At 67.8% G+C, this 19,925-nt stretch carries 18 protein-coding genes; 11 read left to right on the forward strand and 7 right to left on the reverse strand.

Translation table 11 applies throughout. From position 1 onward, the window contains the following. Positions 1-57 precede the first annotated feature (57 nt). Positions 58-606: a YceI family protein gene (locus tag PUN71_RS00550; protein WP_043452388.1), complete on the reverse strand. Its 549-nt coding sequence runs from the start codon at positions 604-606 to the stop codon at positions 58-60. A 211-nt stretch (positions 607-817) separates the two neighbouring features. On the opposite strand from PUN71_RS00550, the gene PUN71_RS00555 reads away from it, so the two are divergent. The 10 genes from PUN71_RS00555 to PUN71_RS00600 all read left to right on the forward strand — a co-directional run bounded on the left by PUN71_RS00555 (position 818) and on the right by PUN71_RS00600 (position 14,870). Continuing rightward, on the forward strand, positions 818-1,498 hold the full coding sequence (locus PUN71_RS00555; protein WP_277796945.1) for a histidine phosphatase family protein: 681 nt from the start codon (positions 818-820) through the stop codon (positions 1,496-1,498). A 53-nt stretch (positions 1,499-1,551) separates the two neighbouring features. Further along, positions 1,552-2,112 carry a TlpA family protein disulfide reductase gene (locus tag PUN71_RS00560; RefSeq protein ID WP_277797281.1) on the forward strand — a complete coding sequence of 187 codons (561 nt, stop codon included), beginning with the start codon at positions 1,552-1,554 and terminating at the stop codon, positions 2,110-2,112. A 13-nt stretch (positions 2,113-2,125) separates the two neighbouring features. Next, on the forward strand, positions 2,126-2,881 hold the full coding sequence (locus PUN71_RS00565; protein ID WP_043452386.1) for a cytochrome c biogenesis CcdA family protein: 756 nt from the start codon (positions 2,126-2,128) through the stop codon (positions 2,879-2,881). Then, complete coding sequence (gene resB, locus PUN71_RS00570) at positions 2,881-4,677, forward strand: cytochrome c biogenesis protein ResB (protein ID WP_277796946.1); 1,797 nt, start codon at positions 2,881-2,883, stop codon at positions 4,675-4,677. The genes PUN71_RS00565 and resB overlap by 1 nt, the downstream gene beginning before the upstream one ends. After that, positions 4,677-5,765: a c-type cytochrome biogenesis protein CcsB gene (gene ccsB / locus PUN71_RS00575; protein WP_277796947.1), complete on the forward strand. Its 1,089-nt coding sequence runs from the start codon at positions 4,677-4,679 to the stop codon at positions 5,763-5,765. Before resB ends, ccsB begins: the two co-directional genes overlap by 1 nt. A 184-nt stretch (positions 5,766-5,949) precedes the next feature. Beyond that, positions 5,950-8,046: an Hsp70 family protein gene (locus tag PUN71_RS00580; RefSeq protein ID WP_277797282.1), complete on the forward strand. Its 2,097-nt coding sequence runs from the start codon at positions 5,950-5,952 to the stop codon at positions 8,044-8,046. Position 8,047: 1 nt separating this feature from the next. Then, positions 8,048-10,132 (forward strand): LuxR C-terminal-related transcriptional regulator, encoded by a 2,085-nt coding sequence (locus PUN71_RS00585; RefSeq protein ID WP_277796948.1) that lies wholly within the window; start codon positions 8,048-8,050, stop codon positions 10,130-10,132. Positions 10,133-10,296: 164 nt separating this feature from the next. Then, positions 10,297-11,355: an IniB N-terminal domain-containing protein gene (locus tag PUN71_RS00590; RefSeq protein WP_277796949.1), complete on the forward strand. Its 1,059-nt coding sequence runs from the start codon at positions 10,297-10,299 to the stop codon at positions 11,353-11,355. A gap of 123 nt (positions 11,356-11,478) precedes the next feature. Then, positions 11,479-13,380 (forward strand): dynamin family protein, encoded by a 1,902-nt coding sequence (locus tag PUN71_RS00595; protein WP_052260131.1) that lies wholly within the window; start codon positions 11,479-11,481, stop codon positions 13,378-13,380. Continuing rightward, positions 13,377-14,870 (forward strand): dynamin family protein, encoded by a 1,494-nt coding sequence (locus tag PUN71_RS00600; protein ID WP_277796950.1) that lies wholly within the window; start codon positions 13,377-13,379, stop codon positions 14,868-14,870. Before PUN71_RS00595 ends, PUN71_RS00600 begins: the two co-directional genes overlap by 4 nt. Here the strand turns inward: PUN71_RS00600 and PUN71_RS00605 are convergent. Next, positions 14,867-15,421, reverse strand: coding sequence for a hypothetical protein (locus PUN71_RS00605; protein ID WP_277796951.1), 555 nt, complete (start codon positions 15,419-15,421; stop codon positions 14,867-14,869). The genes PUN71_RS00600 and PUN71_RS00605 overlap by 4 nt on opposite strands. 5 nt (positions 15,422-15,426) lie before the next feature. Further along, complete coding sequence (locus tag PUN71_RS00610; RefSeq protein WP_043452380.1) at positions 15,427-15,816, reverse strand: PLD nuclease N-terminal domain-containing protein; 390 nt, start codon at positions 15,814-15,816, stop codon at positions 15,427-15,429. A 61-nt stretch (positions 15,817-15,877) separates the two neighbouring features. Between PUN71_RS00610 and PUN71_RS00615 the strand changes: the two genes are divergently transcribed. Continuing rightward, entirely contained in the window at positions 15,878-16,192 is a 315-nt protein-coding gene (locus tag PUN71_RS00615; RefSeq protein WP_277796952.1) for a DUF4229 domain-containing protein, read from the forward strand. Here the strand turns inward: PUN71_RS00615 and PUN71_RS00620 are convergent. The 4 genes from PUN71_RS00620 to PUN71_RS00635 all read right to left on the reverse strand — a co-directional run bounded on the left by PUN71_RS00620 (position 16,189) and on the right by PUN71_RS00635 (position 19,769). Continuing rightward, the gene (locus PUN71_RS00620) at positions 16,189-17,070 is read right to left on the reverse strand and encodes a 1,4-dihydroxy-2-naphthoate polyprenyltransferase (RefSeq protein WP_277796953.1); all 882 of its coding nucleotides are present in this window, start codon (positions 17,068-17,070) and stop codon (positions 16,189-16,191) included. The two genes, PUN71_RS00615 and PUN71_RS00620, sit on opposite strands and share 4 nt — an antisense overlap. Before the next feature lie 76 nt (positions 17,071-17,146). Then, a complete protein-coding gene (locus PUN71_RS00625) occupies positions 17,147-18,340 on the reverse strand; it encodes an AMP-binding protein (protein ID WP_277796954.1) in 1,194 nt (397 codons plus the stop codon). 12 nt (positions 18,341-18,352) lie between these two features. After that, complete coding sequence (locus PUN71_RS00630) at positions 18,353-19,306, reverse strand: 1,4-dihydroxy-2-naphthoyl-CoA synthase (protein WP_043452376.1); 954 nt, start codon at positions 19,304-19,306, stop codon at positions 18,353-18,355. Positions 19,307-19,328: 22 nt separating this feature from the next. Beyond that, complete coding sequence (locus PUN71_RS00635) at positions 19,329-19,769, reverse strand: VOC family protein (protein ID WP_277796955.1); 441 nt, start codon at positions 19,767-19,769, stop codon at positions 19,329-19,331. Between the last annotated feature and the right edge of the window lie 156 nt (positions 19,770-19,925).

Genomic DNA, 19,925 nt, shown 5'->3' on the forward strand with positions numbered 1-19,925 from the left:
CGGACCCCGGCGCCAAGCATTGCAGGCTTGGCGCCGGGGTATGCCCGGGAAGGGTCATTATGCTGCGGGGGCGATGAACGCCAGCTCCAGGTTGATGGCAACCTTGTCGCTGACCAGCACGCCGCCGGTTTCCAGCACGGCGTTCCAGGTGAGGCCGAAGTCCTTGCGGCTGATGGTGGTCTCGGCGGAGACGCCGGCGCGCGTGTTGCCGAAGGGGTCCACGGCAACGCCGTTGAACTCGGTTTCCAGGGTGACCGGGCGGGTGACGCCCTTGATGGTCAGGTCGCCGGTGAGCTCGTAGCTGTTGCCCTTGGCCACCAGGCCGTTGGAGACGAAGGAGATCTCCGGGAACTTCTCCACGTCGAAGAAGTCTTCGCCCTTGACGTGGCCGTCGCGGTTGGCATCGCCGGAGTCGAAGCTGGCGGTCTTGATGGTTGCGTTGATCCGGGAAGCGGCCACGTCTTCTGCGAGGTCGAGGGTGGCGGCGGCCTCGGTGAACTGGCCCCGTACCTTGCTGATGCCTGCGTGGCGGACGGTGAACCCGATTTCGCTGTGCGAGTTGTCCAGGGTCCAGGTGCCGGTGGTGACGTCTGCGGGAAGTGCCATGATGTTGCTCCTTTGAATATGTATCGGTTGCCATGCTGTTGAAGCTTCATCAGTTGAAGTCTCAACTATCTTGCTGCATCCAGTATAAACATGCGTTTGCATGTTTTGTTCCCGGCTTCGGAACATTTCTTCAAAAACTTGAGTTCTACTCTTTGTAGAAAGCAGCTGCGATGATTTCGGATCGCACGCCATCTTTGAGAAACTGGTAAACATGCCCCAAGCCACTGTCCATCTGCTCCGCCACGGCGAGGTCCATAATCCCGACGGCGTGCTCTATGGGCGGCTTCCCGAATTCCACCTCTCCGAGCTGGGGCAGGAGATGGCGCGGACGCTCGCCGAGCACTTCCGGCAGCGTGCCGCGCACGGTGCCCGGATCACCTACCTGGCCGCCTCCCCGCTGGAGCGTGCACAGGAAACCGCGCGTCCGACGTCGGAAGCCCTGCACCTGGCCGTCCATACTGACCAGCGGATCATCGAGGCGGAAAACTACTTCGAGGGCATGCGGGTCACCCAGGCGGAACTGCGCCGGCCCAGGCACTGGCCGCACCTGGTCAACCCCCTGCGCCCGTCCTGGGGGGAACCCTACAAGCGGCAGGCGGCGAGGATGGCTGAGGCTGCGCGGGATGCGCGGCTGCGGGCGATTGAGCTGGCCGACGGCGATTTTGGCGCCGGCGGTCCCGAAGCCATCCTGGTGAGCCATCAGTTGCCGATCTGGGCGGCACGGCTGAGCGCGGAAGGCCGGCCCCTCTGGCATGACCCGCGCAAGCGCGAGTGCACCCTGACATCCGTTACGTCCCTGGTGTTCGCTGACGACGGCTCGCTGCTGCGGGTCGAGTACAACGAACCCGCGGCATCCCTTCTTCCCGGTGCCGCCAGCACCCCTGGAGCCTAGCAGTGAGCTATCACAACCTTCCCTCCCGCCGTGGCCTGCTGGCCGCCGGCGGCATGGCCCTGACCGCGCTGACCCTTGGCCTGTCCGGCTGTGCCCAGGAGGATGCACTGGCCAAGCAGGCCAAGGCGGGGGACAACAAGAACTATGTTGCCGGTGACGGCTCCGTCACGGAGTTCGCCGCCGGAGACCGCAAGGAAGCCGTGCAGATCCAGGGCACCCTCTTCGACGGCACCGCCGTAACCCCTGCCGACTTCCAGGGCAAGGTGAGCGTCCTGAACTTCTGGTTCGCCGCCTGTGCGCCCTGCCGGGTGGAAGCGCCACTCCTCGAAGCGCTGCACCAGGAGTTCAAGGACCAGGGAGTGCAGTTCTTCGGCGTCAACCTCCGGGACGAGAAGCCCACGGCCGAGGCATTCGAGAAGACGTTCAACCTGACCTACCCCAGCTTTGACGACAAGGACGGCGGCGTCCTGCTGTCCGTGTCCGGCCTGGTGCCCCCCGGTGCCGTGCCCACCACCCTGGTCCTGGACAAGCAGGGGCGGGTGGCCTCCCGCGTCCTCGGCGAGATCGAAAAGGGCACCCTGAAAGCCCTTATCACTGCCGCCGTGGCGGAGTAGGGCGGCCGCCACCGTGAACAGCCCCTTCGCCGAAGCCATCCTCAGCGGCTCCATCCTGCTGGCCATTCCGGTGGCGCTGCTCGCCGGACTGGTGTCGTTCCTTTCCCCCTGCGTCCTTCCCCTGGTCCCCGGATACCTGGGCTACGTCACAGGGCTGAGCGGGGTGGACCTGCAGAAGCAAAAACGCGGCCGGATGCTGGCCGGGATCGGGCTGTTCGTCCTTGGCTTCTCCGTGATCTTCGTCCTGCTCGGCGGCGCGTTCGGCCAGCTGGGCACCCTGATCACCGGCAGCCAGAACGCCTGGATCACGCAGCTGCTGGGCGTCCTGGTCATCATCATGGGCATCGTCTTCATGGGCGGCTTCAGCTGGCTGCAGCGGGACGCGAAGATCCATGCCAAGCCGCCCGCCGGGCTCTGGGGTGCGCCGCTGCTGGGCCTGACCTTCGGCCTGGGATGGGCTCCGTGCATCGGTCCCACCTACTCCGCCGTCCAGCTGCTGAGCCTCTCCGGAGGGTCCTCGGCCGCAAAGGGCGCCTTCCTTGCCTTCGTCTACAGCCTGGGACTGGGCATTCCGTTCCTGCTGATCGCGCTGGCCCTGCGCCGGGGGATGGGCGTCATGGCCTTCTTCCGCAGGCACCGGCTCGCCATCCAGCGGACCGGCGGCGGGATCCTGGTGGTGCTGGGCCTGCTGATGGCCACCGGCGTATGGGGTGCCTGGGTCACCGGGCTGCAGTACTGGTTCCAAACCGACGTGAAGTTGCCGATCTGATGAGCGAGCGTGTGAACGTAAAGAAGAAGCAAACCGCCCCCGTCGCGGAGGCAAAGGCCCAGGCTGCCCTCCCCGCCCTGGGCCCCAGGGGCATGCTGCGGTGGGCCTGGACCCAGCTGACCAGCATGCGCACCGCGCTGTTCCTCCTGCTGCTCCTCGCCGTCGCCGCCGTGCCCGGCTCGCTGTTCCCGCAGCGGCCCGCGAATCCGGCCACTGTCACCCAATACATCAAGGACCACCCAGACTACGGAAAGCTGCTGGACACCCTCCAGCTCTACGACGTCTACTCCTCGGTGTGGTTCTCCGCCATCTACCTGCTGCTGTTCATTTCGCTGATCGGCTGCGTGGTTCCGCGCGCCATCGCCCATTACAAGGCCATGCGCTCCCAGCCGCCGCGTACCCCGCAGCGCCTGTCCCGGCTGCCCGAATACGGCACCCTGGTGATCCCGTCCGACGCCGGGATCCCGGCCTCGGACGCCATCAACAACGCGGCGGGGCTGTTGCGCAAGCGCGGCTACCGGGTGGAGGTCAGGGATGCCGACGGCGCCCTGCCGTCCCTGGGTGCCGAACGCGGCTTCCTGAAGGAGGTGGGGAACCTTGTCTTCCACACCTCGCTGATCGGGGTGCTGGTATCCGTCGCCGCCGGCGGCCTGTTCGGCTACAGCGGCCAGCGCATTCTGGTGGAAGGCGACACCTTCGTGAACACCCTGGTGGGCTACGACCAGTTCAATCCGGGCACCAACTTCCAGTCCAGCCAGCTGCAGCCCTACTCGCTCCAGCTGGACAAGTTCAACATCACGTTCGACCGCGAATCCAAGGGCAAGTTCGGACAGCCCATCGACTTTGCGGCCACCGTGACCACCAAGGAGAACCCGGACGCCCCGCCCAAGCAGGAAATCCTGAAGGTGAACGATCCCGTCAGCCTGGGCGGCACCAGCATCTACCTCACCGGCAACGGCTATGCCCCCGTGGTGACCGTCCGGGACGGTGCCGGCAACGTGGCCATGCAGGGGCCGGTGGTGGCCAAGCTGCAGGGGGAGAACTACTACTCCTCCGTGGTGATCAAGGTCCCGGACGCCAAGCCGGACCAGCTGGGTTTCGTGGGCTTCTTCCTTCCCACCGCGTTCGTCACGGACAAGAACGTGTCATTCAGCGCCGACCCCGAACTCTTCAACCCGCAGCTGACCCTGAACTCCTATTACGGGAACCTGGGCCTGGACACCGGCGCGCCGCAGAACGTCTTTGAACTCGACGTCAAGAACCTCACCCCGCTGAACGCCAGGAACCTGGCAGCCGGCGGCATCACCCTGGCTCCCGGCTCCACCTACACCCTGCCGGACGGCAAGGGCAGCATCAGCTTCGACGGCGTGAAGCGCTACATCGGCGTGGACATCCACCACAACCCGGGCCAGGTATCCGCACTGGTCTTCGCCCTCCTTGCCGTAGCCGGGCTGATCCTGTCGCTCTACGTCAACCGCCGCCGCGTGTGGGTGCGTACGGGCACCGCGGCGGACGGCCGCACCATGGTGGAATACGGCCTCCTGGCCCGCGGCGAGGACCACCGCCTTGCCGGCGAGGCAGCGGCGCTCCGGAAACTCTTCTCCACGGAGTGGCAGCTCCCGGACGGGGAGGCCGAAGGCCAGGCCGCCCAAGTTGCCGGCGGATCCCAGCAAACTCCCAGCCGGACAAGCGATAATGTCGCAGGCTCCGTCGATAACGCCACAGGCCCCGCCGAAAATGCCGACGGCTCCGTCACCACCCCAGCAGGCCCCACCGGGCCCGAAAAGGACCAGTAATGCCATTTGGAATCAACGAAACCATGGGCCAGTACAGCGAACTCTTCATGCTGCTGGCGGCGGGTACCTACACGGTGGCCTTCATCGCCTTCGCCTGGGACCTGGCCAAGAGCAGCAAGGCGCTGCGGGCTGTGGACCTTAAGGCCGCGCAGGCCGGCGTTGCCGCCAAGGTTCCGGCCGTCGCCGGCGTCGGTGCGGGCTCTGCCGGGGCCCGCCTGGACGGGCCGGCAGACCGGGCCGAGCGCCCGTCGTCGTCCGCTGCCAAGGCCGGCGGAGCAGGAACAGACGGCGTCATGACGGCCGACGGCGACATGAAGTACGCCACGGAACGCCGGGTACCGGCGCGGGTCGCCGTAGCCCTGACCACCCTCGCCGCCGTCATCCACGGTGCCGGCGTGGTCACCCGCGCGCTCGGCGCAGGCCGCGTGCCGTGGGGGAACATGTACGAATTCCTCACCACCGGCGCATTCCTTGTCGCGGCCGTTTTCCTGCTCTCACTGATCCGGCGCGACCTCCGCTTCCTGGGCACCTTCGTGGTGGGCCTGGTCATCATCATGCTCGTAGCCGCGTCGGTGGCTTTCTGGACCCCCGTGGGCCACCTGGTGCCCGCCCTGCAGAGCTACTGGCTGGTCATCCACGTTTCCATTGCGGTGCTGTCCTCCGCCCTCTTCACCCTGACCTTCGCCATGTCCGCCCTGCAGCTGGTGCAGTCCCACCGGCAGAAGACCGTGGCGGCCGGCGGCGCCGACAAGCTTGGTTTCATGCGCCTGGTGCCGTCGGCGCTCAGCCTGGAAAACCTTTCCTACCGCATCAACGCCATCGCGTTCATCGGCTGGACCTTCACCCTGATGTTCGGCGCAATCTGGGCAGAGAAGGCCTGGGGCCGGTTCTGGGGCTGGGACACCAAGGAAGTGTGGACCTTCGTGATCTGGGTGGTCTACGCAGGCTACCTCCACGCCCGCGCCACCCGTGGCTGGACCGGAACTAGGGCCGCATGGCTGTCGATCGTGGGCTACCTGTGCGTGATCTTCAACTTCACCATCGTGAACACGTTCTTCAACGGGCTCCACTCATACTCCGGCCTTTAATCCGGATCGACCGGGCCCGATACAAGGGCCTTTAGGCCTGAATTTGGGAGCCTTCAAGGCCGTGTTTGTCGTTTAACCATTCGATGTAGCAACAGGGGTGTTCCCGGCTTCCCCGGAATGCTAATTTGGTGACTGTTCACTGTGATGAAGCTTGCAGGTGGACCACCAGCCTTTCGAGGTATCCATGAGCTACGCTCTCGCCGTTGACGTCGGGACCAGTTTCACGGCAGCTGCCGTTGTACGTTTTGACCATGGTGCTTCACGCGTGCCCGAGTGCCTGCCGCTGGGCGCCCGCGGAGCCGCCATCCCCTCCGTGCTCTACTATCCGGAGCAGGGTGCCGTCCTGGTGGGCGAGGCTGCGGAACGCCGCGGCCTGGACTTCCCTGAACGCGTGGTGCGCGAATTCAAGCGCCGGATCGGCGATGAGGTTCCCATCATCCTGGGGACACTCGCACTGCAGCCCGAGGACATCTTCGCCACCATGGCACGCTGGGTGGCGGACCGGGCCGCCGAACGCGAGGGCGGTCCGGCGTCGGAGGTCTTCCTGACCCACCCCGCCGCGTGGGGCAGCCACCGCCTCTCCAGCATCCGCGACGCCCTCGCAGCCCACGGACTGCACAACGTGACCCTCCTCCCCGAGCCCGAGGCGGCGGCCCTGCATTACGCCTCACAGGTGAGGGTGGAGGACGGCAGCACCATCGCCGTCTACGACCTCGGGGGCGGCACCTTCGACACGGCCGTCCTGCGGAAGGCCGGCAGCAGCCGCTTTGAGCTCCTGGGCCGCCCCGAGGGCATCGAAGACCTTGGCGGCGCCGACTTCGACGCGGCCCTGTTCCGCTACGTTGCCGACCACACCGGGAATGCGCTGGGCGGCCTCGACCCCGCGGACCCGGCAGTGCTGGGCGCCCTGGCCCGGCTCCGGCGCGAATGCGTCGAGGCCAAGGAAGCGCTGTCTGTGGACAGCGAGGCCACCATCCCGGTGCTCCTGCCCGGCGTCCAGCAGCAGGTCCGCCTGGTCCGTGCCGAGTTCGAGGCGTTGATCGAAGAACCCGTGCATGAAACGGTGGCCGCGCTTGAACGGTCCCTGGCCCAGCTTCAGCTTGCACCGGCAGACCTCTCCACGGTGCTGCTGATCGGCGGGTCCTCGCGGATTCCCCTGGTGGCCCAGGTGGTATCGGAGGAACTGGACCTTCCGGTCGCCGTCGACGCCGACCCCAAGTCGGCCATTTGCCTTGGGGCGGCGGTGGCCGCCGTCCTTGCCCACCATGCTGCCGCAGAGGCTGCTGCCCCGGCACGGTCCGAGGCAGGCGCCGATGAGGCACTGGCCGCCGTCGTTCCCGCCGTCGTACCGCCCGCTCCGGCCGCAGCCGGCAGGCCCAGCTGGTCGCGCAAGTACACGCTGGTGGCAGGCGCCCCCGCGGGCCCGGCCCTCCGCGGCCCGCAACGCAGGCGCCGGGGAGCGCATGCCCCGGCACCCACCGTGCGGGTAACCGCCGTGGCCGCAGCCGCGGCCCTCCTCACAGTCCTCACGGCCACCGCCGCGCAAAGCCCGGACGGCTTCGGCAGCCTGACCGCGATGTTCGTGCCCCAGGCCGGGGCTAGCACCACCGGCGGTTCCGGCGCTGCGGACACCGGCGGCGGGGGAGCCGCTGCCCCGGACAGCCCACAGCCACTCGCCGGCGTTGAGGCCAGCGCCAGGAAACCCCTTGCACAGGGACCGGGGCTCAGTGCCTCCGCCCTCCCCACCAGCGGACAGGCTGCCGTCAACGCAACGCCCACGGCGGGAGCAAATCCTCCGGCAGCCGGCCCTGCCGCGGCAGGCCCGGCAGCCGCCGCCGGTGCACCGGCGGTCCCGGGCGATCCTGGCACGGGCGGAACAGGGGCCGGAGCACCAGCCCCAGGGGCAACGGACGGGACCGCGCCAACCCCCGAATCCGCCACCGGGGATCCCACAACCCCTCCGGCGACCCAGACGCCCGGCGACCCCACAGCGACGGGCACCCAGGATCCAACTGATCCCGGAACGACTGATCCTGGAACCACCGATCCCGGAACCGCCGACCCCACGACCCCGGGGGCGACGGAGCCTCCGGCGGGGGACACCGGAACGCCCACCGCAACGGACAGCCCGAGTCCTACGGACACCACCGAACCTTCCCTGACCCCAACAGACCTGGCCGCGGAAGCCAGCCCAACGCCCCAGGCGCCACCAGCCGAAACAACACCCCCTGTTGAAGAAACCGCCATGGCAACGGCCCCGACCACTCCTCCGGCGGCCTGACATGGACGGGCATCTCCAGCGGGCGGAACGCCCCGTACCCCTGCAGGCTTCCCCCGACCACCAAGGGCATCCACCCCACGTCACGGAGCTGGTCGCCAGCCAGTTGAGGGGCGCACAGGCCGCCGTCCGGGACCTCCTGCTGGCACTCTCGGTGGGCTTCGCCCTCCCGGGGCCGCTGCCTGCAGACCTGCAGCACAAGCTCGACAGCGGAACGGTGGAAGACCTGGACGCCCTGGTGGACCGGGCGGAGGCCGCGGGCCTGCTGCGGCCGGACGGCACGGTACTCGGAACTGTCCAGCATGCCCTGCTGGCCAGCACCCCAACGGCCAAGGTGCATGCGCTCCAACGCGAACTCGTATCGGTCTTCATGTCGGCCGGACAACCGCTTGGCAGCCTGGCCCGGGAGCTGGCACGTGGCGGCCTCGCCGACCACCGGGTGGCTGCAGAACTGGAGCAGGCGGCCGATGCGGCGCTGGAGGGTGACCCGCGGCTTGCATCCCAGCTCTACGAGGAGGCGCTCCTGGCCGGCGCCGATCCGCTGGCAACGGCGGCAAGGCGCGCCCAGGCCGCAGCCGGCGACGGGGAGCTTGATGCCGCGGCACGGATCATCGACGCCCTCCTGGTCAGCCCGGACCCCCCGGATGTGCGGCGCGGGGCAGACGTGGCTGCCTCTGTTTGGGCCCAACGCGGGATGCTCGCCCGGGCGGCGGACGTCTACAGCTGGCTGGGCGCTGCCCGGGTGGGGCCCTCCGCACCGCTCGCAGCGGTGGCCATGATCGGAGCCGGTGACAGGTCCGGTGCGGAGTCGATCTTCCAGCCGGACGCACCTGCGGCCTCGCCAACGCTCCTGGCAGCCGCGCTGGTCCAGACCGGCCAGGGCATCATCGCATCGCTGGGGGACAAACCGCACCAGGGAATATCCCTGCTGATCCACGCCTCGGACATGCTGAACTCTGCGCGCATCGCACTTCCGCTGCCTGAAACGCCGGCAGCCCTCGCAGCCCTGCTGGCCCTTCACAGTGGTGACCCCCACCTCGCGGAGACCGTCTGCCGGTCGGCGGCGGCAGCGGGGCAGGGGGGAAATTCCGCCCAGCCCCGGCTCCTGCTGCTCCAGGGCTGGGCCGCCATGATGCAGGACAAACCCGAGGAGGCCAGGCTCGCCGCAACCGAAGCCGCCAAAGCCAACCCGTGGCCCCTGGTCCCGCGCGACGAGTTCATGTGTGCGGCTCTGGAAGTAGGACTGGCCCGCCGCAACGGTGACGTACCCGAACTGCTCCGGGCGTGGGAACGGGCACGCGAGGCCATGCTCCACACGTCCGTAGACCTGTACAGCCTGCTGCCGTGGGGGGAACTGCTCATCGCGGCCGCCCGGCTCCGCGAAACACCCCGTGTGGCGCAGTACCTGGACGAGGCGTGGAAATTGCTGGGCCAGCTGGACGACCCCGCCCTGTGGGCCGTGCCGCTGCACTGGGCCGCGGTCCAGGCAGCGCTGCTGAACGAGAGCCCCGCCGATCTTGCCCCGCACGCCACGGCGCTGGCCCGGGCGTCCGCCCACAGCCAGCTTGCCGCGGTCCTGGCCACGGCGGGCAAAGCCTGGGTGTCCGTACTGGCCGGGCGGTTCCGTCCGGCTGATGTGGAGGGCGCTGCACGGCTGCTGGGTGCCGTGGGAATGCCCTGGGAAGGGGCGAGGCTCGCCGGGCACGCGGCCGCACGTGCCGATGAACGACGCGACATGATGCGCCTGCTGGCCTGTGCCAGGGACCTGCACCCACAGGGCCCTCCTGCCGGTGCTGCCTCCCGTGCCGCGGACCTGCGGCCGGGAGCGGCGGAGACTGCGGGCAGCCGGGCCCAATCGGATGCGTCGGGACTGAGCGAACGGGAGAAGGAGGTGGCCAGGCTGGTGCTGGAAGGCAAGACCTACCGGGAAATTGGTGAGGCGATCTACATTTCGCCCCGGACCGCGGAGCACCATATTGCCCGCATCCGGCGCCGCCTGGGCGCTGAGAACCGCTCCGACCTCTTGACCAGGCTGCGCCTGGCGCTGGGTGTGGACAACCAGCAGCCACTGAATCCGCAACAGGAGTGACCCCTAGTACCCCTACCGCCGGAGGCCTCCGGGCCCCGGAGCCGAACCTGCGGGCAGGGGGGACGCGCCCCGATGCCCCGTCCCGGCAAGGAACCTAGGTTTAAGCCAACCGGATCCGTTCGCCGCATGATCCACAACTCGACGAAGATGTGAGGACCACGCACATGCCAACACTCGCCAACGACCTTGTCCAGTTCCTGATGCATCTTTTCGGCAACCGGAAGGCCATCCAGAATTTCCTGGACAACCCGGAAAAGACCCTGGCGGAACACGGCCTGGCCAACGTGTGCTCGGCTGACGTGGATGCGGCCATGCCCGTCGTCCTGGATTACGCGCCCATCAGCGTCAGTGCCCCCGCACTTGACCGGGGATACGCCAGCAGTGGCGGCAACAGCGCCTGGGCAGGACAGGTGAACGCGTCTGCCGCGCACTCCGGGAGCGCGGCCGCCGTCCATGCCGGTGGACAGGGTGCGGGGTACGGCGGCGATGACCATGCGTACGCGGTGCAGCAGCTCCATCATGTAGTGAACCACTTCTCCTACACCACGAGCACCACCATGCTCGATGACCGGGACACCGTTACGGACCAGTCGGTCCACCAGAACATCTGGGCGGACGGTGACGTGGAGCAGTGGTTCGACAATGCGGCCGCCGTCGCGACCGGGGACCGGGCCGTGGCAGCAGGCGACGACGCCAGCGTCAGGGATTCGAACAACATCAGGGATTCCTACAACACCGACAATTCCACCGACAACTCAACGGACAACTCGATCCACGCCGGCGGCAGCGTCAGCGTCGGCACCGAGGAGACGCACATCTCCGACGCCTTCAACACTGATCTCAGCCTGGATGTGGACGATTCCTTCAACGACAACTCGGACAACTCCGACCATTCCGTCAGCACCGACGTGGACCTGACGGACTCCTTCAACGACAACTCGGACAACTCCACGGAAAACACGGTGGCGGTTGACGACTCGTTCAACCAGGACAACTCCACCGCGGTTGACGACTCGTTCAACCAGGACAACTCCGCCACCACGGACGTGCAGGTGGACGACTCGTTCCAGGACAACGCCGCCACAACCATCGTCCAGGACAACCTGGTGGTGGCGGACAACCAGCTCGACTTCACGGAGGACAACTCCACCCACACCGATGTGGACCTGGACAACCACGCCACTATCGACGATTCAGTGGTTGACGACTCCACCGCGCTGTAACAGGCTGGTCCCGGGAAGCAAACCGCCCGCAGGAGGCATCCGCCGCCTGCGGGCTCTTCCAGTACCACCGACGGCGGGATTTTCGGCACCGTGACAGGTTTCGGCAGTGGAAGGACGCACGCTGTGGCAGAAGGAGGACTGGCCGGGCCGGTTGGGCCTGCGGCCGCCGGACAGCTGGTGAAGCTGGTGGAGGAAGGCCTGCGGCTGGTGGGCGGCGGGGACCGCGCGGACCTGCGCCGGCGGCTGGAGCAAGCCATGGCCCGGCTGAAGGACCCCAGCGTCAGGGTCATCGTGGTGGGCGAGTTCAAACAAGGCAAGAGCAAGCTCATCAATGCCCTGGTGAACGCGCCCGTATGCCCGGTGGATGACGATATTGCCACCGCACTCCCAACCATCGTCCGCTACGGCGAACCGGCTTCGGCCGCCGTCCTGGTTCCCGCGGACAGTCCGTCCGGGACGGAAGCGGCCGACGGCAGGGACGGCAGCGTGGAGCGCAGGCCGGTGGATCTCTCGGAACTGCCCGCGCTCGTGTCGGAGCAGGGCAATCCTGGCAACAGCCGGAAGCTCGCGGCTGCCGAAGTCTGCCTGCCCCGCCGGATCCTTACCGGCGGGCTCACCATCATCGATTCTCCGGGCGTGGGCGGCATGGGCTCCACGCACACGCTGACCACCCTCACCGCCCTTCCCACAGCCGACGCCCTGCTGATGGTCTCGGATGCCTCCCAGGAATACACGGAACCGGAGCTGCGGTTCCTGCGGCAGGCCATGCGCATCACCCCCAGCGTTGCCGCGGTCCTGTCCAAAACCGATCTCTACCCGGACTGGCGGCGGGTGGAGGAGCTGGACAGGGAGCACCTGGACCAGGTCGCCCCGGGTATTCCGCTCTTTCCGCTCTCCGCAGACCTGCGCCTCGAGGCCTCGCGATTGCAGGACAGCGAACTCAATGCCGAATCGGGTTTCCCGGACCTCGTCACCCACCTCCGCAACGACGTCGTGGGCAAGGCGGAGCGCATCCAGCGCCACTCCGTCAGCCAGGACCTGCTGTCCGTCACCGAAAACCTCCGGCTGTCGCTGCAGTCCGAGCTTGGGGCACTGGAGAACCCGGAGGGCAAGCCTGAAATGCTGGCCGCCCTGGAACAGGCCAAGACCGAGGCAGATGAGTTGAGGAAGCGTTCAGCGCGTTGGCAGCTGACCCTCAGCGACGGCATCAACGACCTCATCGCGGACATGGAGTACGACCTTCGGGACCGGCTGCGCCACATCCAAAAGGAAGCCGAAAATGCCATCGACCAGGGCGATCCCGGACCCGTCTGGGCCGAATTCTCCCAATGGCTCGAGGAATGCGTGGCCGACGCGGTCTCGGACACCTTTGTCTGGACCAGTGAGCGGGCGCAATGGCTTGCCGGGCAGGTGGCGGCACACTTCGCCGCTGACGAGGTGTCGCTGCCCGTCCTGCATGTGGCCGATTCCGGTGATGCCCTGGACCCGGTGGACGGAATGGCGGACCTGGACCCGGGGCGCGTGAATCCTGTCCAGAAGGTCCTGATCGGGATGCGCGGTTCGTACGGCGGAGTCCTGATGTTTGGCCTCCTGACGGGCATTTTCGGAATGGCCCTGATCAATCCGCTGTCGGTGGGTGCCGGACTCCTGCTTGGCCGCAAGGCGTACCGGGACGACCAGGAAAACCGGTTGAAGCGCCGCCAGGCCGAAGCGAAGGCCCTGGTGCGGCGGCAGCTCGACGATGTGACGTTCCAGGTGGGAAAGCAGCTGAAGGACCGGCTGCGCCTGGTCCAGCGGACCATCCGGGACCACTTCACCGATATCGCGGATGAATACCACCGCTCGCTGTCCGATTCTGTTGCCGCCGCCCAGAAGTCGGCCAACTCGTATGCACAGGAAAGGGAAGGGCGCGTACGGGAGATCAGGGCCCGGCTCACCAAGGTGGATGCGCTGCACCGGGCAGCAGAGGCTGTATCGGCGGAAGTCGCCGCGGCCGGGACCCCCAGGGCGGCGGGGGTCCCATGACGGTACCCACCACGGCGGGCGCGGCGGCCCTCCTCCGCGAAGCGCTGGAGGTCTATGGCGATGACGCCCAGGCCGCCGAGGCGCTCCGGGGGTACGCGCAGCGCCTCGCGGAGCCGCTGCGGGTAGCGGTGGCCGGCATGGTGAAGGCGGGAAAGTCCACGCTCCTGAATGCAATTATCGGGGAGGAAATTGCTCCCACGGACACTGGCGAATGCACCAGGATCGTCACCTGGTACCGCCACGGCCATACCCCCCGGATCACCCTGCACGCCACGGATGGGGGATCGCGGGCCCTGCCGCTGAGGCGGGTGGACGGCCGCCTGGCCTTCGCCCTCGACGGTGTGCCTGCGGAGCGTGTGGAAAGGCTCGACGTCGAATGGCCGTCGCCTGCGCTGCAGGCGGTAACCCTGATCGACACCCCCGGAATCGCGTCCCTGTCCCAGGACGTGTCAGCGCGGTCGTTGCGGTTCCTGGCACCGGAGGACTCGCCGTCGGAAGCCGATGCCGTCATCTACCTGATGCGGCACCTGCACGCCTCGGACGTCCATTTCCTTGAGTCGTTCCGGGACACCGGCGCCGGCCGCTCAGGCACGGTCAACGCCATTGCGGTGCTGTCCCGTGCCGACGAGGTGGGGGCCGGACGCATCGACTCGCTGATTTCGGCGGCCACCATCGCCGAACGCTACAGCCGGGACCCCAACCTTCGGAAGCTGGCCCTTGACGTGCTTCCGGTGGCGGGCCTGCTGGCCCAGAGCGCCCGTACCCTGCGCCAGCCCGATTTCGAATCCCTCCAGGCACTGGCAGCGCTGGACCGGAGCGACCGCGAACGGATGATGCTTTCGGCGGACAGGTTCCGCCGGTCCGCGGTGCCGGAAGGGCTGACGGAAGCAGCAAGGGCCTCCCTGCTGGAACGCTTTGGGCTTTTTGGCATCCGGCTTGCCGTGGTCCTGATCCGTAACGGGTTCACCGAACCCACGCCGCTGGCCCACGAACTGGTGCGCCGCAGCGGCCTGGACCCGCTGCTGGAACTGCTGGACTGCCAGTTCCAGTCAAGGGCGGGGGTGTTGAAGGCCAGGACCGCCCTGGTGGCGGTGGCAGACCTCCTGCACAGCCGCCCCCGCCCGGGCACCGAACACCTTTCGGCGTCCCTGGAACGGCTTGAGGCCGGCGACCACGAATTCCGCGAGCTCAGGCTGCTGGCTGCGCTCCGGGCTGCCCGGGTGGAGCTGGCCCCGGAACTCGCGGCGGAGGCTGAACGGCTGGTGGGCGGCCGCGGCACGCCGGCCTGGCTGCGGCTGGGCCTTGCCCCGGATGCCGCTCCCGGTCTGCTGGCTGCAGAAGCCCGGCGCTGCCTCACGCGCTGGCGCAGGATCGCCGAGAACCCGCTGACGGCGCGGTCCGCAGCCGAAGCGTGCCGGGTGGTGATCCGCAGCTGCGAGGGCGTACTGGCCGAGTGCGCGGGACAGGACCGGCAAGCGCAGCCAGCCTAGCGCTTCAACCACGCTCCGGCGGAAGGCAGGAACAGGAGTACCAGTCCGGCGAAGGCCAGGGCCACGCCGGCAGCCCACAGCATCACCACGTAGCTTCCCGCGGCACCACCGGGGACCAGGAACGCTGAGGCCGGCAGCAGGAGGAGGACATGGGTGGCGAGGAGGGGAACCAGGGTCCAGCGGGCCCATATCCGGCGGCCCATCAGCATCGATAGGACGGCCGCCTCCAGCAGGGTGACCAGCAGCAGGGCCGCGATGCTGCCCCAAAAAACGATCTCCGCCGCGGTGCCCACCGAGCCGGCGTCACTGCCCGCTGCCATGTCCGCCACCACGCCGCGGAGCCGCTGCAGGTTGGAGTCGCGGGCGACGTAGGAACCGAGCAGGACAGCCGATCCGGCGATGAAGCTGAGGATCCAGAGGGTGCGGGAGGTGCGGACCGGCCATGGCGGCGGAGGAGTGACCGGGATGGGCGGGGGCGCGGAGTAGGAGAACCCGGGTCTCGGAGGGGGAGCAGGCAGATGCTGCTCCTCACCGCCGGGTTGGGACGCCACGGGACCTATTTCAGTCCGTCGGTGTCATGTTCGTCGGTGCCCCGCCGGCCCTTCCCGTCTTCCTCCTTGGCCTTGGCCTCGAGGTCGTCCCGGAGCTTCTTCAGGCGGTCGGCCTCGGCCTGGTTGCGGCGCCGGGCCTCAAGGTTGCGCAGGAAGTCCGGATCGTCGTCGGGCGCGGTGGGGTGCGGATAGCTGGGCCGGGGCTGGGCTGTGCCGCGGGGCCGGCCGATCAGCAGCCACAGGATGGCGCCGAGGACGGGCAGCACGATCTGGACGACAATCCAGGCAGGTTTGGAGATGCCCCTGGTCAGGCGGCCTTCGGTGCGGATCACGTCCACCAGGCCATACACAAAGATGACGAGGACTGCCACGGCCAATGCCACACGGAAGAGCATGCCATTAAGTCTATCGTCCGGACGGGCAGGGGCCCCCGGCGGAGGCGGCTAAACTTGAATAGTGGCCTTTTTGAAATATTCCCTGATCCGGCTGGCAATCTTCGTGCCCCTGTTCGTCCTCTTTGCGCTCCTGCAGGTGGGGGTTCTGATGTCCGTGATCTGCGCCGCGCTCATCGCCTTCGCCATCAGCTACCTGTTCTTCCAGAAGCAGCGGGACGCTGCCGCCGCAGCCCTGCAGCACCGGTTCTCCGGCAAGGCCAAGCCCCTGCGCTCGGCCGGCGAGGTCCAGGACGCCAACGCCGAGGACGCCCTGCTGGACGCCAACCCGGACATCACCATCAACAACGCCAAGGGCAGCAGCAACAAGAACAGCTAGAGCCCGTGGCTCAGGATCAGCCCCAGTGAGAACAGCACGCTGTAGCCAAGGTTGATCAGGCCGGTCTGCTTCAGGACCGGGATCAGGCTCTTCCGCTTGCGGCCGTTGATCATCAGCCAGGCCGGCATCAGGCAGGCCGGGATGAGCAGCAGCACGATCAGGATCCAGGGCCGGCCCGGCGCCAGGATCACCACCAGCAGAATGGCGACGGCAAGCATCAGGACGTAGCTTTCGCGCGCGTGCTTGTCGCCCAGCCGCACCGCAAGGGTCTTCTTGCCGGCCTGCATGTCGGTGGGAATGTCCCGGACGTTGTTGGCCATGAGCAGTGCGGTGGCGATCAGGCCGGTACCGATGGCGCCGATCACGGCCGACAGGCTGATGTGCCCGGCCTGGGTGTAGGTGGTGCCCAGGGTGGCCACCAGGCCGAAGAAGACGAAGACAAAGAGGTCGCCCAGGCCCATGTAGCCATAGGGGTTCTTGCCGCCGGTGTAACCCCACGCGGCCATGACACAGCCGAGCCCCACCAGGATCAGCCACCACGCCTGGGTGAGGAACACCAGGACCAGGCCAAACACCATGGCGAGGGCGAAGGTGCCGAACGCGGCCCACTTCACCTGTTCGGGCTTGGCGGCGCCGGAGCCCACCAGCCGCAGCGGGCCCACACGGTCATCATCGGTGCCGCGGATGCCGTCGGAGTAGTCGTTGGCGAAGTTGACGCCGACCTGGAGCAGGAGCGCCACCAGCCCCGCGAGGATGGCGTTGGGCAGGATGAACGAGTCCATCTCGTAGGCGGCGGCGGTGCCGATCAGCACGGGCGCGATCGCTGCCGGGAGCGTCCGGAGTCGGGCGCCTTGGATCCATTGGGCGGCTGTGGCCACGGTTAGTACCTCGTGTTGTTTCGGTCAGACGGCAGGACGGGACGTACCCACCCGCCTCGGTGGTGCAGGTCCAACTCTACTTTCCCCGGTGCAGGGCGCTGAGTTCGGCAGTCATGGCGAGCCGGTCCGGTTTTCCGTTGGCGAGCATCCGCAGGGCCGGGGCGGTGACGACGGTCTTGGGCGCCAGCACCCCCAGTTGCCGCTGCCAGTGCTGTTGAAGCACGACGGCGGGGTCCCCGGCATCGTGCCGGGACGCGCCTTCGGGCGTGAGCGCCACGTACGCGGCCACCGCCTGGCCCCACTCCACGGAAGGGACCCCGGCCACGAAAGCCGCGGCGACGTCGTCGGACTTCTCCAACTGCTCCTGCACGTGCCCGGCGGAAACTTTGACGCCGCCGGTGATGATGACGTCGTCGGCCCGTCCCAGGACCGTGAGCCGGCCGTCGTCGTCAATCGAGCCGAGATCGCTGGTGCGGTACCAGCGGACCCCGTCCTCCTCGAAGAACGTTCCGGTTTCTTCGTCCGGGGCCTCGATGTAGCCCGCCGCCACCGTGTCCCCGCCCAGCAGGATCCTGCCGTCCTCTGCCACCCGGACCGAAACGCCTTCAAGGGGGTAGCCGTCGTAGACGCAGCCGCCCGAGGTCTCCGCGGATCCGTACGTGGTGATGACCCGGACCCCGGCGTCCCGCGCTGCCGCCAGGAGTGCTTCCGGGGCCGGGGCGCCGCCCAGCAGGATGGCGTTGAAGCGGCGGAGCACTGCCAGCGTTTCCGGCGACGGATCCTCCAGGAGGCGCTGGAGCTGGGTGGGCACCAGTGACGTGAAGCGGATCTTGTCCGTCAGCTCCAGCGCCGCGGCGGTGAAGGCCTCGGGAGTGAAGCCGCCGGACATGTCCATCACCCAGGGCCGGGTCCCGGCGAACAGGGACCGCACCAGCACCTGGATGCCGGCAACGAACTGCACGGGCAGTGCCAGCAGCCACTGCCCCTCGCCCTTGAGCCGCAGCGCAGTGGCCATGGAGGAGGCCGCCAGGGATTCCACGGTCAGCAGGGTGGCTTTGGGCGTGCCGGTGGACCCGGACGTGCGCACCACGGCCACTGCGTCGTCGCAGCCGGGGGTTTCCACATGGCCCACCACCAGGGCGCCGTCCGGGCCAACGGACAGTTCGACGGCGGGACCCTCACCGTGCAGGGCGGCCGCCAGGGCTTTCAGGGCGGGTTCGATGTTGAGTGGTCCGTGCTGGACCGGGACAGGGGGAGTTTCGCTGTTCATTGCCGTCCTGCCTTAGAAGTAGTGCGGGAAGCGGGACCAGTCGGGGTCGCGTTTTTGCAGGAAGGCCTCCTTGCCCTCCACGGCCTCGTCCGTCATGTAGGCCAGGCGGGTGGCTTCGCCGGCAAAGACCTGCTGGCCGGCGAGGCCGTCGTCGGCGAGGTTGAAGGCGAACTTGAGCATGCGGATGGCCTGCGGGGATTGCCGGGCGATGTCCGCCGCGTACTCCAGGGCCACCTCCTCCAGCCGTTCGTGGTCTACGGCTTCATTGACCGCCCCCATGCGGACCATGTCCTCCGCGGAATATTCGCGGGCCAGGAAGAAGATTTCGCGGGCGGTCTTCTGCCCCACCTGCCGTGCCAGCAGCGCGGAGCCGTAGCCGGCATCGAAACTTCCCACGGTGGCGTCCGTCTGCTTGAACTTGCCGTGCTGGCGTGACGCGATGGTGAGGTCTGAGACCACGTGCAGGGAGTGGCCGCCGCCCGCCGCCCAGCCGTTGACGACGGCGATCACCACCTTGGGCATGGTGCGCATGAGCCGCTGGACTTCCAGGATGTGGAGCCGGCCGGCCCGGGCGGGGTCGATGGTTTCCTGCGTCTCGCCGTCGGCGTAGCGGTAGCCGTCTCGGCCGCGGATGCGCTGGTCACCGCCGGAGCAGAACGAGTGGCCGCCGTCCTTGGGGGAGGGGCCGTTGCCGGTGAGCAGGACGGTGGCGACGTCCGGCGTCATCCGGGCGTGGTCCATGGCGCGGTACAGCTCATCCACGGTGCCGGGACGGAACGCATTGCGGACCTCCGGCCGGTTGAACGCAATCCGGACCGTGGGCAGGTCACGCACCCAGCCGCCGTCGGAATCCCGCTCCACCTGCCGGTGGTAGGTCATGTCCTGGAAGTCCTCGAAACCGGAGACCACCCGCCAGCGGGTGGGATCGAAGACATCGGACACCGGGGCGGGGATCTGGTTGCTCACCGTCCAAGTCTAGTAATCGGCGTCAGCTGATGCAGAACTCGTTGCCCTCGGGGTCCGCCATGGTGTGCCAGGAATGCGGGCCCTGCCGCGCCGTCCAGAGGAACGTGGCGCCGCGGGCTTCCAGTTCGCTCCGGACCTCGTCCTTGTCCCGGCCGTCCAGCCGGACGTCCCAGTGCACCCGGTTCTTCACGGTTTTCCCTTCGGGCGCCGTCTGGAACAGGATGCGCCGCTCCGGGTCCTTCGATTCGATCTCCTCCGCCGGCCGGATGGCAGCCCCGTCCTTCCAGACCAGGTGCCCGCGGTGGGTCATGGTCTGGTCTTCGCCGGCGAAGCCCTGCTCGATCATGGACCGGATGAAGTCCCCGTCCTGCGGTTCCACTTCCCACTGCAGGGTTTCCGCCCACCAATCGGCAAGCTCATGCGGACGTACTGAATCGACAACCACCTGGATTTTCAGTGCCATCCGTCCACCGTACGGCCGCCGGGAGCGCTGCGGAAGGACCGCGCTGAAGGTGTGCGAAAGTTCTATGGCACTGAAAAGTATTCTTGACTTTATGTCATGACATAGGTCAGTTTTCTGCGGAAAGGGTTTTCCCTCCAGACCGCGAGAGACAGGACA

This window comes from Arthrobacter sp. NQ7 (assembly GCF_029581595.2).
In the GTDB taxonomy this organism is placed as follows: Bacteria; Actinomycetota; Actinomycetes; order Actinomycetales; family Micrococcaceae; genus Arthrobacter; species Arthrobacter phenanthrenivorans_B.

Coding starts and splice junctions, on each gene's coding strand:
- PUN71_RS00550 (WP_043452388.1), bottom strand. CDS start 606: ATGGCACTTCCCGCAGACGTCACCACCGGCACCTGGACCCTGGACAAC.
- PUN71_RS00555 (WP_277796945.1), top strand. CDS start 818: ATGCCCCAAGCCACTGTCCATCTGCTCCGCCACGGCGAGGTCCATAAT.
- PUN71_RS00560 (WP_277797281.1), top strand. CDS start 1,552: ATGGCCCTGACCGCGCTGACCCTTGGCCTGTCCGGCTGTGCCCAGGAG.
- resB (WP_277796946.1), top strand. CDS start 2,881: ATGAGCGAGCGTGTGAACGTAAAGAAGAAGCAAACCGCCCCCGTCGCG.
- ccsB (WP_277796947.1), top strand. CDS start 4,677: ATGCCATTTGGAATCAACGAAACCATGGGCCAGTACAGCGAACTCTTC.
- PUN71_RS00580 (WP_277797282.1), top strand. CDS start 5,950: ATGAGCTACGCTCTCGCCGTTGACGTCGGGACCAGTTTCACGGCAGCT.
- PUN71_RS00585 (WP_277796948.1), top strand. CDS start 8,048: ATGGACGGGCATCTCCAGCGGGCGGAACGCCCCGTACCCCTGCAGGCT.
- PUN71_RS00590 (WP_277796949.1), top strand. CDS start 10,297: ATGCCAACACTCGCCAACGACCTTGTCCAGTTCCTGATGCATCTTTTC.
- PUN71_RS00600 (WP_277796950.1), top strand. CDS start 13,377: ATGACGGTACCCACCACGGCGGGCGCGGCGGCCCTCCTCCGCGAAGCG.
- PUN71_RS00610 (WP_043452380.1), bottom strand. CDS start 15,816: ATGCTCTTCCGTGTGGCATTGGCCGTGGCAGTCCTCGTCATCTTTGTG.
- PUN71_RS00625 (WP_277796954.1), bottom strand. CDS start 18,340: ATGAACAGCGAAACTCCCCCTGTCCCGGTCCAGCACGGACCACTCAAC.
- PUN71_RS00635 (WP_277796955.1), bottom strand. CDS start 19,769: ATGGCACTGAAAATCCAGGTGGTTGTCGATTCAGTACGTCCGCATGAG.